We start from the raw sequence: 12,324 nt of genomic DNA, 5'->3' as shown, positions 1-12,324 counted from the left end.
TTGCTAAGGGAAGGGACAAATTGACGCGATCGGCGGGCTAGCTGCACCGGTCGCTCCCGCACTCCTGCACTGCGTGACCTTGCCATGACCGCTGCGACCAATGCCAACCTGTTTTCTCGCCTGTTCGACAAACTCGACGACGCCTCGCGTCTCGCCATCGAGACGCCCGAGGGCAAGCACATCAGTTATGGCGATCTGATCGCGCAGGCCGGCCAGACGGCGAATGTGCTGGTGGCCCGCGGCGTCAAGCCGGGTGACCGCGTCGCGGCGCAGACCGAGAAGTCTGTGGCGGGTCTCGTGCTGTATCTGGCGACGGTGCGTGCCGGCGCGGTCTATCTACCGCTCAACACCGCCTATACGCTTCACGAGCTCGATTACTTCATTACCGACGCCGAACCGTCGCTGGTGGTGTGCGACCCCTCCAAGCGCGACGGCTTTGCGGCGATGGCCGCCAAGGTCGGCGCGAAGGTCGAGACGCTGGGCGCCGACGGCAAGGGCTCGCTGACCGATGCGGCGGCGAAGGAAAAACCGGACTTCAATACGGTCGCGCGCAACAACGAGGATCTCGCCGCGATCCTCTATACGTCGGGCACCACCGGCCGCTCCAAGGGCGCGATGCTCAGCCACGACAATCTGGCCTCGAATTCGCTGAGCCTCGTCGAATACTGGCGCTTCACCAAGAACGATGTCTTGATCCACGCGCTGCCGATCTATCATACCCATGGTCTGTTCGTGGCGAGCAACGTGACGCTGTTTGCGCGCGCGTCGATGATCTTCCTGCCGAAGCTCGATCCGGAACTCATCATCAAGCTGATGTCCCGCGCCACCGTGCTGATGGGCGTGCCGACTTTCTACACGCGCATCCTGCAGTCACCGAACTTGTCGAAAGAAACTTGCGGCCACATGCGGCTGTTCATCTCCGGTTCCGCGCCGCTGTTGGCCGATACCCATCGCGAATGGTTTGCGCGCACCGGCCACGCCGTGCTCGAGCGTTACGGCATGACCGAAACCAACATGAACACGTCGAACCCCTATGACGGCGAGCGCGTGCCCGGCGCGGTGGGCTTCCCGCTACCCGGCGTGTCGGTCCGGGTCACCGATCCGGAAACCGGCAAGGAATTCGAGCGTGACACCATCGGCATGATCGAGGTGAAGGGCCCGAACGTGTTCCAGGGCTACTGGCGGATGCCCGAGAAAACCAAGGCGGAATTCCGCGACGACGGCTTCTTCATCACTGGCGACCTCGGCAAGATCGACGCCAAGGGCTATGTCCACATTCTCGGCCGTGGCAAGGATCTGGTGATCTCCGGCGGTTTCAATGTCTACCCGAAGGAAATCGAGAGCGAGATCGACGCCATGCCGGGCGTGATCGAAAGCGCCGTGATCGGTGTGCCGCATGCGGACTTCGGCGAGGGCGTCACCGCCGTGGTCGTGAGCGACAAGAAGACCGCGATCGACGAGGCGAGTGTCCTCAAGGCGCTGGATGGCCAGATCGCCAAGTTCAAGATGCCGAAGCGCGTGATCTTTGTGGATGATCTTCCGCGCAACACCATGGGCAAGGTGCAGAAGAACGTACTGCGCGACACCTATGGGAAGCTCTACGCGAAGTAACAGCCAAGACCGTAGCCTGGGTGCAGGGAAGCGAAACCCGGGGCCGCAACGAATATCCCGGATGCGCTTCGCTGCATCCGGGCTACGCATCTCGTTTCACGTCCCTCCCAAACCATGCATACAGCGCCGGCAACACCAGCAGCGTCAGCAGTGTCGCGCTGATCAATCCGCCGATCACGACGGTCGCGATCGGCCGCTGCACCTCGGCGCCGGTGTCTGTCGCTAGCGCCATCGGGACGAAGCCAAGTGAGGCGACGAGCGCGGTCATCGCCACCGGCCGCAGCCGCGTCAGCGCGCCCTCCGAGATCGCCTGCAATCTGTCGCGGCCCTCAAGCATCAGCTGCTTGATATAGGTCAGCATCACCAGTCCGTTCAGTACGGCAATGCCTGATAGCGCGATGAAACCTACGGCAGCCGAGACCGAGAACGGCATGCCGCGCAACCACAGCGCCAGCACGCCGCCGGTCAGTGCCAGTGGCACGGCGCTGAACACCAGCAGGGCGTCGCGCGCCGATCCCAATGCGCTCATCAGCAACAGGAAGATCAGCACGAAGCAGGCGGGCACCACGAGGCTGAGTCGTTCGCGCGCCGCTGCGAGGTTCTCGAACTGGCCGCCCCATGTCATCCAGTACCCTGCAGGGAGTTTCATCTGCGCATCGATTGTGGCGCGCGCGTCGCTTGCCACCGAGGCGATGTCGCGATCCCTGACATTGGCGGTGATCACCACGCGCCGCTTGCCGTTTTCGCGGCTGATCTGGTTAGGGCCTTCGCTGAAATTGAACGCCGCGATCTGTCCGAGTGGAATGGTTGGTGCCAGAAGGGCGGTGGACGGCAGTGAGACCGGCAGGTTCTTCAGCGCATCGACATCGTTTCGAATGTCTTCCGGCAGCCGCACCACGATTTCGAAGCGGCGATCGCCTTCAAAGACCAACCCGGCATCGCGGCCGCCGATGGCCGTGCCGATCACCTCCTGCACGGCCGACAGGCTGAGCCCGCGCCGCGCGATCTCGGCCTTATCGACGGCAATATCCAGCACCGAGAGGCCGCTGGTCTGCTCGACCTTGACGTCCACCGCGCCTTTGGTCGCACGCAGGATCGCCGCCACCTGATTGGCCGACTGCAGCAAGGGTTCAAACTCATCGCCAAAGATCTTGATGGCGAGATCGCCGCGGACGCCGGCGATCAGCTCGTTGAAGCGCATCTGGATTGGTTGGGTGAATTCGTACTGGTTGCCAGGCAATTGTTCGACCGCGGCCTCGATCTGCTTCAGTAGGGCTTCCTTCGCCAGTGTCGGGTCGGGCCACTGCGCCTGCGGCTTGAGGATGATGAAGGTGTCGGAGGCATTCGGTGGCATCGGGTCCGAGGCCATCTCGGCAGTACCGGTCTTGGAAAAGACCAGCGCGACCTGCGGCAGCGCCATGATGGTGCGTTCGACATCCAGTTGCATCGCCTGCGATTGCGGCAGGCCCGTCGAAGGAATGCGCAGCGCATGCATCGCAAGGTTTTTCTCGTCAAGCGTCGGCGTGAATTCCTGTCCCGACCGTGTGAAGATCAGCAGGGCGACGGCAAACAGCACGACAGCGCCGGCGATCGCGGCCAGCGGGCGGCGGATGGTGCGCGCAAGCGCGGGCGCATAGATCCGCTTCAGCCAACGCACGGCGGCGTTGTCACCCTCGCTGACGCGGCCGGTGACGAGAATGGCGATCATCGCCGGCACGAATGTCAGCGATAATACAAAGGCCGATGCCAGTGCCAGCAGCACGGTGAGTGCCATCGGCTGGAACATCTTGCCCTCGACGCCACTGAAGGTCAGCAGCGGCACATAGACCAGCATGATGATGGCTTGGCCGTAGACGCTGGGCTTGATCATCTCTTCGGCGGAGGTCTGGACAGTCTGCAGCCGTTCCTCAAGCGTGAGCACACGTCCCGCTGCGTGCTGACGTTCGGCCAGATGCCTGAGCGCGTTCTCGGCGATGATGACCGCGCCATCGACGATCAGTCCGAAATCCAGCGCGCCGAGGCTCATCAGATTGGCGCTGATGTGCCCGCGCAGCATGCCCGTTGCGGTCATCAGCATGGCGACCGGAATCACCAATGCGGCAATCAGCGCGGCGCGGAAATTGCCGAGCAACAGGAACAGCACGGCGATCACGAGGAGTGCGCCCTCGCCGAGATTGGTCGCTACGGTCTTCAACGTGGCATCGACCAGCGTCGTGCGATCCAGCACCGTCGTGATGACAATGCCCGCGGGCAGCGTGCGGCGAACCTGGTTGAGCTTCGCATCCACGGCCTTGGCGACGGTGCGGCTGTTGCTGCCGACCAGCATCAGCGCGGTGCCGATGACAGCTTCATGGCCATTGACGCTCCCGCTGCCGGTGCGGATCTCGCCGCCAATAGCGACGTCGGCGATATCGCTGATACGAACCGGCGTGGCTGCTCGCGTACTGACCACGACATTGCGGATATCGTCGATGGTTTCAAGCCGCCCGCCGGACCGCACCGCGATGCCTTCGCCGTTGCGCTCGATGACGCTGGCACCGCGGCTCACATTGTTGGCCTCGATGGCACGGATGATATCGCCGAACGACAGGCCGAGACCGACGAGTTTCATCGGATCGGGCCGGATCTGGAACTGCTTGGCATAGCCGCCGATGGAATCGACGCCGGCCACACCCGGCACGCCGCGGATCTGCGGCTTGACGATCCAGTCCTGCACCGTGCGCAGATAGGCTGCGCGCGCGACATCGGTGGTCAGTCGCTCACCTTCCGGCGTGACATAGACGCCGCTGCTGGACGGCGTGAAGTCGATCGACCACATATAGATCTCGCCGAGACCTGTGGAGATCGCCCCCATCTTCGGATCCGCCCCCGGCGGCAGACTGGCGCGCAGCTCGATCAGGCGTTCATTGACTTGCTGGCGCGCGAAGTAGATATCGGTAGCTTCGCTGAAGATCGCCGTCACCTGCGAGAAGCCGTTGCGCGACAGCGAGCGTGTGCTGTCTAGCCCTGCGATGCCCGCCAGCGCGGTTTCGATGGGGAAGGCGACCTGCTTTTCGATCTCGGCCGGCGACAGCGCCGGCGCCACCGTATTCACCTGCACTTGTTTGTTGGTGATATCCGGTACGGCGTCGATCGGCAGCCGGACCAGCGACCATGCGCCGAACAGCATGATGCCAAGCGTGAGCAGCACGACGGTCCAGCGGCGCTGGATCGACAGCGAGAGAATGCGACTGATCATGTCCGCCCCTAGTGCTGGTGCTCGACCGCGGCTTTGCCGAGATCAGCCTTCAGGACGAATGTATTGGCGATAGCGATGCGCTCGCCCGATGTCAGACCCGCAGTGACCTCCGCCACGCGGCTATCCTGTCGCCCCAGCGTCACCTTGCGAGCCTCGAATCCGTCATTGGTGCGCACGAACACAACATTGTCGCGTTCGAGCGTCTGCAGCGCGGTTTTTGGGACAATGATGGTTGCCGCCGATTGATCGACGGGAATCTCAGCCGTGACGAACGCGCCCGGTCGCCATCGCCGCTCGATATTGTCGACCAGTGCGATGACGCGGGCATTGCGCGTGTCCTTGTCGAGCAACGGGCTGATGAACATGATGGTCGCCGGAGAGGGTGCCGAATGGCCCGAGGCGATCGTGATGTGCTGGCCTTCGCGGATATCGCCGAGATCGTTCGGTGCAATGGCGAGCTCCGCCCACACAGTTGTGAGATCGACGATCACGAACAGTTCGCTCTCCTGGCCCTCGCGGCCCACTAGCGAGCCCAATTCGACGCGGCGCTCCGCAACGCGGCCAGATATGGGGGCGCGCACTTCCTGCCGGCGCAGCGTTTCCACCGGCTGTTGCGGCAGGGTCTCGATCTGCTCGGTGTTGAGACTGAGTGCGAACAGCTTTTGTCGCGCGACCTCGAGCTTGACGCGGGAATCCTCAAAGGTCGTCCGCGCGCGCAGGAAGTCATTTTCGCTCATGACCTTGCCGTCCCACAGGGTCTGCGCGCGGTTGAACAGCGTTCGCTGCAGATCGAAGACCAGCCGTGCGGCGAGATACTCGCTCTTGGCATCGGCGACCTCGCGGCTTTCGATCACCGCGACCACGTCGCCGGCGTTGACGGTATCGCCGATCTGCTTGCGTAGTTCAGCGACAGTACCGAGCAGTCGTACCGCGACTCGGGCGATGTGATTGCCGCTCGGCACGATCGAGCCCGGCGCGGTGATGCGACGGCCGAGCGAGCCGCCATGTACGCCCGCGACGGCAAACTTGCCGGCCTCGACCTGCTGCGCGCTGAGCTTCACCACGGCCTCGTCGTGATGCTCCGGCTTCGCCTCGTCGTGCTTCTCAGCCTCAGCGACGAGTTTTTCCTCGTGCGCGACGGCGAATGACGCGGCGCCGAGCAAGAGCCCGGCCGCCAGCAATCCAGTTCTGATCATTGTTATAAATCCCGCACCGAGCGTCATCGCGCTCGTGCTGTCACCAATTGGAAGAACATGCGCTCAAGCTGCCGCGCTGCCTTGCGCAGACGACGGACAGAACTTCGGCCTCAGCGGGCCGTGTGGAAGTTTAGGCGCGAGGCGGTTTGAAGAGAGGCAAGCCGTCACGCGTTGCGGGGAGGGCATCCCCCACAATCACAAGTGCGCGCGGGCTGACGTCGGCAGGTGAGGCGATCACCGTCGGAGAGTGGGCCGTGACATGAGACAGACAGTGGCCGCTATGGGCGGGCAGTTGCTGGTCAGGCAGATCGTGGGACGTGCCTGAGTCGCTGGTCATGGCAACGGCCGTCGTATCGGAACCGGCGATAGCGAGGTCGCCGGCACAATGAACCATCGAGACCAGCAGGCCCAATGTCAGCATGACAACAAACGGCATGCGTCGCAGACGGCTCCAGAGCCCTGCGCTATCAGCCATGATGTTGCCTGCGTTGATCATCGCGCCCTAGATAACATGATCCGGTGCCAGCGCACACGGCGAATTCGGATCGCATTCGATCTGAATTGTCGCATGTTCGATGCCGAAGTCGCGTCGGAGCCTCTGCGCCACGTCCATCAGATAGGCGTCGCCGGGATGGCCCGTGGGCATGACCATATGGCAGGTCAGGGCGACTTCGGTGGTACTCATCGGCCAGATATGCAGGTCGTGCACCTGCGTCACACCGGAACATTGTTCGAGATAGCCACGCACGGCGACGGGATCTATGCCGCGTGGTACGGCGGCGAGCGACATTGCCGTCGAGTCGCGCAGCAGGCCCCAGGTGCCCCAGACGATCAGCGCGCAGACGGCGAGGCTGGTCATGGCATCGATCCACAACCAGCCAGTGAACAGGATGACGACCGCAGCGAGTACTACTCCCGCGGAGACGGCCGCATCGGCGACCATGTGGAGATAGGCACCGCGGATGTTGAGGTCGCTGTCGCGGCCCGAGGCGAACAGCCAGGCGGTGACGCCGTTGATCACGATGCCGATCGTGGCGACGATCATCACGGTGACTTCGGTCACCGGTTCGGGATTGAACAGTCGCAGCACCGCTTCCCAGGCGATCGCGCCAACGGCGACCAGCAGGAACACCGCATTGAAGAGTGCCGCAAGGATAGAGGAGCCGCGCAAGCCGTAGGTGAAACGCGGCGTCGGCGCCCGCTTCGACAGCACGGCCGCAGTCCACGCTGCGATCAGTCCAAGTACGTCCGAGAGATTGTGCCCGGCATCGGCAACCAGCGCCATCGAGCCGCTGGCATAGCCATAGATCGCTTCGATAATGACGAAGACGGTATTGAGGCTGATGCCGATGGCGAATGCCATGCCGAAATTCGCGGGCGCATGGACATGTCCGCCGGGGCCGTGCGCATGGCCGGTGTGGTCGTTGTGATCATGCGCGTGATCGTGGTGATGTGCGTGAGCCATGCGTCATCCATAGCAAGCCTGCATGTGGATACTATTACGGATAGTATTACGCTGGCCTTGTAACCCGGATGAGTGAAGCGATATCCGGCCGGACGCTTCAACAGGCGCGGCATTCCCGCATTTTGCTGCGTTCGTGCGGTCTACAGCTCATATTAGAGCAATGACAAAACGACTGCCGACGATGAATAGATAAATTCCAAAGGCCATTTCCAGCGCGCGCTTCGACATCGCATGCGCGGCTTTCACGCCGAGCGGCGCGACCAGCAGGCTGGTCGGCATCACCAGCAGCGCGCCGATCAGCGACACATAACCGACAGCGAAGGGGAGCTGAAGCGCTGCGACATCGGGAAAGCGTGCGGCGGCCGGCCAGCCGGCATAGATGTAGCCGATGGCGCCGGGGATCGAGATCAGCACCGCCAGCGCAGAGGAGGTCGCCACCGCCTGATGGATCGACCGGCCATAAAAGGTCATCAGCAGGTTGGAGAACAATCCGCCGCCGATGCCCATTAGCGTCGAGAGCAGGCCGACGAAGAAACCATAGATCTTCATCAACGGGCCGTCGGGCAGGTCGTCACCGAGTTTCCAGCCATCGCGCGCGAGCAGGAGCCGTGCCGCCGCGGACCATGCGACGGCAACGAAAACGATCTTGAACAGCCGCTCCGGCGCATAGCGGGCGGTGACGCTACCGATGATGACGCCGATCAGGATCGGCCACCACCATTTGCGCAAGATCTCCATATCCACGGCGCCGCGCGCCATGTGGGCGCGGAAGGACCGGATCGAGGTCGGGATGATGATGGCCAGCGAGGTACCGATACATAGCGGCATCCGTGCTTCCAAAGGTACGCCGGCAATGCGGAAACACTCGTAAAATACAGGCACCAGGATGGCGCCGCCACCTATTCCAAAGACGCCTGCCAGGAAGCCGGCCAGTGCGCCGACGGCAATAAGGAGTGCCGCCAGCTCAACAATCTCCGTCACATTCAGCCCGGCCATTCCCGCCCCGATCATCATTTGCTATCGCCGCATGCGCTTCTCATGAATCGCGCTTCACCAAGGCTGTCAGCAACAAGCCCGGCAACTGTCAATACCCGCGAATGCAAGGCTCATTTGAAACTATGAATAATCATTCGGAGTATGTCATTTCGCGATTGCACTGGTTGTTTTGAGTTCGTAAATAGAATTGCTCTACGCGATCCCCAATCGGGCACTGTCTGCCCATTAACCTGTCAAAGTTGCTAAATGACCGCCAGGATCGAACGTCCCCTTTCACCGCACCTGCAAGTCTATCGCTGGACCCTGACGATGGCGCTGTCCATCGTGCATCGCGCTACCGGCGTCGCCTTGTATTTCGGCACTCTGCTTCTTGTTTGGTGGTTGATCGCCGCCGCGTCCGGCCCCGTGGCCTATGCCCATGTGCAGGCCTTTACCGGCAGCATCATCGGTCGCCTGATCGCCTTCGGCTACACTTGGGCGCTGATCCACCACGCCATGAGCGGCATCCGCCATCTGGTCTGGGATCTCGGCTACGGCTTCAAGCCCTCCGAAAGGGAATGGCTGACTTGGGCCGCATTGATCGGCGGAATCGGCATCACCATCCTGCTCTGGATCATTGCCTACGCGATCGGAGGCGGACGATGAGCGGTTCCAATTCGCCGAAGTCGGTGCGCACGCCGCTTGGCCGTGTCCGTGGTCTCGGCTCCTCGCACTCGGGCACCTCGGATTTTTGGCGCCAGCGCCTGACCGCTGTGGCCATGCTGCTTCTGCTGATCCCTGTGATCTTCATCGTGATGTCGCTGCTCCGCAGCAATCAGGCCGGTGCCGCTCAGGTCCTCGGCACGCCGCTGGTGGCCATCATCATGCTGCTCTTCATCGTTGCCAGCGTCTGGCACATGAAGATCGGCATGCAGGTCGTGATCGAAGACTACGTTCACGACGAGAAGATCAAACTGATCTCGATCATCGGCAACAATTTCTTTTCCGCCGCCGTGGCGCTGGCATCGATCTACGCCATCCTTAAACTTTCATCCGGAGTGTAGCGCATGGCCGTGAACGGCACTGGCGCGAACGGCGTTGGCGGCCCTGCCACCAACAGCCACGCCTATCCCATCGAAGATCACACCTATGACGTCGTTGTCGTTGGCGCCGGCGGTGCCGGACTGCGTGCGACGGTCGGCTGCGGCGAGGCGGGTTTGCGCACCGCCTGCATCACCAAGGTGTTCCCGACCCGTTCGCATACGGTTGCAGCTCAGGGCGGCATCTCCGCCTCACTCGGCAACATGCACGAGGATAACTGGCGCTGGCACATGTACGACACCGTCAAGGGATCGGACTGGCTCGGCGATCAGGACTCGATCGAATACATGGTGCGCAACGCGCCCGACGCCGTTTATGAGCTCGAACACTGGGGCGTGCCATTCTCGCGCACCGAAGACGGCAAGATCTATCAGCGCCCGTTCGGCGGTATGACCATGGACTACGGCAAGGGCCAGGCGCAGCGCACCTGCGCGGCTGCCGACCGCACCGGTCACGCCATGCTGCACACGATGTACGGCCAGGCGCTGCGCCACTCGGCCGAGTTCTTCATCGAATACTTCGCCATCGATCTGATCATGGACGATCAGAACGTCTGCCGCGGCGTCATCGCGCTCAAGCTCGATGATGGCACGTTGCATCGCTTCAAGGCACAGACCGTCATTCTCGCCACCGGCGGCTATGGCCGCGCTTACGCCTCCTGCACCTCTGCGCATACCTGCACCGGTGATGGTGGCGGCATGGCGTTGCGCGCGGGCCTTCCTCTGCAGGACATGGAATTCGTTCAGTTCCATCCGACCGGCATCTACGGTTCGGGCTGCCTCGTCACTGAAGGCGCGCGTGGCGAAGGCGGTTACCTCGTTAACGCCGAAGGCGAGCGCTTCATGGAGCGCTACGCACCGTCGGCCAAGGATCTCGCCTCGCGCGACGTCGTTTCGCGCGCCATGACCATCGAAATCCGCGAAGGCCGCGGTGTCGGCAAGAAGAAGGATCATATCTTCCTTCATCTCGACCATCTCGACCCGAAGGTACTGGCCGAACGTCTGCCGGGCATCTCCGACTCGGCGCGCATTTTCGCCGGCGTCGATGTCACCAAGGAGCCGATCCCGATCGTTCCGACGGTGCACTACAACATGGGCGGCATCCCGACCAACTATCATGGCGAAGTCGTCACCAAGAAGGACGGCGACGACAATGCGGTGGTACAGGGCCTGATGGCCGTTGGCGAAGCAGCCTGCGTCTCGGTGCACGGCGCCAATCGTCTCGGTTCCAACTCGCTGATCGATCTCGTGGTGTTCGGTCGTGCGGCCGCGCTGCGCTGCGCCGAGAAGCTGACGCCGAATGGCAAACAGCCTGATTTGCCGGCGAATTCGGCCGAGAAGGCACTGAGCCGCCTCGATCATTATCGTTACGCGAAGGGTGGCACGACCACCGCGAAGATCCGCGAAAATATGCAGCACGTGATGCAGACCAACTGCGCCGTGTTCCGCACCGGTGAGGTGCTGAACGAAGGCAAGGAGCTGATCCACAAGGTGTATGGCGGCATCGGCGATATCGCCGTGTCCGATCGCTCGCTGGTGTGGAATTCGGATCTGATCGAGACCCTGGAATTCGACAATCTGATCACGCAGGCGATCGTCACCATGGACTCGGCTGCGAACCGCACCGAGAGCCGCGGCGCCCACGCGCGCGAGGACTTCTCGGATCGCGACGACAAGAACTGGATGAAGCACACGCTGGCGTGGATCGACGGCGGTGGCAAGACCACCATCGATTATCGCCCGGTTCATGATTACACGATGACCAACGACGTTCAGTACATCGTGCCCAAAGCGCGCGTGTACTAATGATGACAGCGAAGGCTTGAGAGAATGGCTGAGTTCGCACTTCCGAAGAATTCAAAGATCACCGGCGGCAAGGAATGGCCGAAGCCGGCCGGTGCCACGCAGACGCGCGAATTCCGCGTCTATCGCTGGAATCCGGATGACGGCAAAAACCCGTCGGTCGACACCTATCACATCGACACCAACGACTGCGGTCCGATGGTTCTCGATGGTCTGATCTGGATCAAGAACAACATCGATCCGACGCTGACCTTCCGCCGCTCTTGCCGTGAAGGTGTCTGCGGCTCCTGTGCCATGAACATCGATGGCCAGAACACGCTGGCCTGCACTCGCGCGATGGACGAAGTCGACGACGGCGCCATCAAGGTCAATCCGCTGCCGCATCAGCCGGTCGTGAAGGACCTGGTGCCGGATCTGACCAACTTCTACGCCCAGTATGCGTCGATCGAGCCGTGGCTGAAGACCACCACGCCGACCCCGCAGAAGGAATGGAAGCAGAGCCACTCTGACCGCGAAAAGCTCGACGGTCTGTACGAATGCATCCTGTGCGCCTGCTGTTCGACGTCCTGCCCGAGCTACTGGTGGAATAGCGACCGCTTCCTCGGTCCGGCTGCGCTTCTTCAGGCGACCCGCTGGGTCAAGGATTCCCGCGACGAAGCCACCGGCGAGCGTCTCGACAATCTCGAAGATCCGTTCCGGCTCTATCGCTGCCACACCATCATGAACTGCGCCAAGGCGTGCCCGAAGGGTCTCAACCCCTCCGAAGCCATCGCCGAGCTGAAGATGAAGATGGTCGAACGTCAGGTCTGACGTTCCTCTGGTCTGGATCTGCCAATCAGGACACCGGTCTGCTCAAGCAGGCCGGTGTTCTTTTTTGCCCATGATTTAATCAGATTGCCTCGCCGAATTCCGATCCCTCGCCACTCCCGCGCTATT

10 protein-coding genes are annotated in these 12,324 nt (G+C 62.2%); 5 read left to right on the top strand and 5 right to left on the bottom strand.

Annotation, left to right across the window (positions count from 1 at the left end):
• Window positions 1-84 precede the first annotated feature (84 nt).
• Window positions 85-1,611: a malonate--CoA ligase gene (locus CIW50_RS01130; RefSeq protein WP_149529466.1), complete on the top strand. Its 1,527-nt coding sequence runs from the start codon at window positions 85-87 to the stop codon at window positions 1,609-1,611.
• A gap of 82 nt (window positions 1,612-1,693) precedes the next feature.
• Here CIW50_RS01130 and CIW50_RS01125 read toward each other — a convergent pair whose 3' ends face one another.
• From CIW50_RS01125 to CIW50_RS01105, 5 genes are all read right to left on the bottom strand, one after another.
• Complete coding sequence (locus tag CIW50_RS01125; RefSeq protein WP_149529465.1) at window positions 1,694-4,849, bottom strand: efflux RND transporter permease subunit; 3,156 nt, start codon at window positions 4,847-4,849, stop codon at window positions 1,694-1,696.
• 8 nt (window positions 4,850-4,857) lie between these two features.
• Window positions 4,858-6,045 (bottom strand): efflux RND transporter periplasmic adaptor subunit, encoded by a 1,188-nt coding sequence (locus tag CIW50_RS01120; protein WP_149529464.1) that lies wholly within the window; start codon window positions 6,043-6,045, stop codon window positions 4,858-4,860.
• 130 nt (window positions 6,046-6,175) lie between these two features.
• Complete coding sequence (locus CIW50_RS01115; protein WP_246664094.1) at window positions 6,176-6,520, bottom strand: ferrichrome ABC transporter substrate-binding protein; 345 nt, start codon at window positions 6,518-6,520, stop codon at window positions 6,176-6,178.
• A gap of 27 nt (window positions 6,521-6,547) precedes the next feature.
• A complete protein-coding gene (locus tag CIW50_RS01110) occupies window positions 6,548-7,510 on the bottom strand; it encodes a cation diffusion facilitator family transporter (protein WP_149529462.1) in 963 nt (320 codons plus the stop codon).
• A gap of 147 nt (window positions 7,511-7,657) precedes the next feature.
• Complete coding sequence (locus tag CIW50_RS01105) at window positions 7,658-8,506, bottom strand: sulfite exporter TauE/SafE family protein (protein WP_149529461.1); 849 nt, start codon at window positions 8,504-8,506, stop codon at window positions 7,658-7,660.
• A 246-nt stretch (window positions 8,507-8,752) separates the two neighbouring features.
• On the opposite strand from CIW50_RS01105, the gene sdhC reads away from it, so the two are divergent.
• The 4 genes from sdhC to CIW50_RS01085 are packed head-to-tail and all read left to right on the top strand — an operon-like array spanning window position 8,753 to window position 12,198.
• Window positions 8,753-9,151, top strand: a complete 399-nt coding sequence (sdhC, locus tag CIW50_RS01100; RefSeq protein WP_149529460.1) for a succinate dehydrogenase, cytochrome b556 subunit — start codon at window positions 8,753-8,755, stop codon at window positions 9,149-9,151.
• Window positions 9,148-9,549: a succinate dehydrogenase, hydrophobic membrane anchor protein gene (sdhD, locus tag CIW50_RS01095; protein WP_149529459.1), complete on the top strand. Its 402-nt coding sequence runs from the start codon at window positions 9,148-9,150 to the stop codon at window positions 9,547-9,549. Before sdhC ends, sdhD begins: the two co-directional genes overlap by 4 nt.
• 3 nt (window positions 9,550-9,552) lie before the next feature.
• A complete protein-coding gene (sdhA, locus tag CIW50_RS01090) occupies window positions 9,553-11,391 on the top strand; it encodes a succinate dehydrogenase flavoprotein subunit (RefSeq protein ID WP_149529458.1) in 1,839 nt (612 codons plus the stop codon).
• A gap of 24 nt (window positions 11,392-11,415) precedes the next feature.
• Window positions 11,416-12,198 (top strand): succinate dehydrogenase iron-sulfur subunit, encoded by a 783-nt coding sequence (locus tag CIW50_RS01085; RefSeq protein ID WP_068737894.1) that lies wholly within the window; start codon window positions 11,416-11,418, stop codon window positions 12,196-12,198.
• Window positions 12,199-12,324 lie beyond the last annotated feature (126 nt).

The organism is Tardiphaga sp. P9-11 (assembly GCF_008329525.1).
Taxonomy (GTDB): Bacteria; Pseudomonadota; Alphaproteobacteria; order Rhizobiales; family Xanthobacteraceae; genus Tardiphaga.
Note: the sequence above shows the minus strand (reverse complement) of the source record. Positions and strands in the feature narration are given on the sequence as shown.

What these genes read in the sequence shown, in the direction of transcription:
- CIW50_RS01130 (WP_149529466.1), top strand. Translation starts at nt 85, where the DNA reads ATGACCGCTGCGACCAATGCCAACCTGTTTTCTCGCCTGTTCGACAAA.
- CIW50_RS01125 (WP_149529465.1), bottom strand. Translation starts at nt 4,849, where the DNA reads ATGATCAGTCGCATTCTCTCGCTGTCGATCCAGCGCCGCTGGACCGTC.
- CIW50_RS01120 (WP_149529464.1), bottom strand. Translation starts at nt 6,045, where the DNA reads ATGATCAGAACTGGATTGCTGGCGGCCGGGCTCTTGCTCGGCGCCGCG.
- CIW50_RS01115 (WP_246664094.1), bottom strand. Translation starts at nt 6,520, where the DNA reads ATGGCTGATAGCGCAGGGCTCTGGAGCCGTCTGCGACGCATGCCGTTT.
- CIW50_RS01110 (WP_149529462.1), bottom strand. Translation starts at nt 7,510, where the DNA reads ATGGCTCACGCACATCACCACGATCACGCGCATGATCACAACGACCAC.
- CIW50_RS01105 (WP_149529461.1), bottom strand. Translation starts at nt 8,506, where the DNA reads ATGGCCGGGCTGAATGTGACGGAGATTGTTGAGCTGGCGGCACTCCTT.
- sdhC (WP_149529460.1), top strand. Translation starts at nt 8,753, where the DNA reads ATGACCGCCAGGATCGAACGTCCCCTTTCACCGCACCTGCAAGTCTAT.
- sdhD (WP_149529459.1), top strand. Translation starts at nt 9,148, where the DNA reads ATGAGCGGTTCCAATTCGCCGAAGTCGGTGCGCACGCCGCTTGGCCGT.
- sdhA (WP_149529458.1), top strand. Translation starts at nt 9,553, where the DNA reads ATGGCCGTGAACGGCACTGGCGCGAACGGCGTTGGCGGCCCTGCCACC.
- CIW50_RS01085 (WP_068737894.1), top strand. Translation starts at nt 11,416, where the DNA reads ATGGCTGAGTTCGCACTTCCGAAGAATTCAAAGATCACCGGCGGCAAG.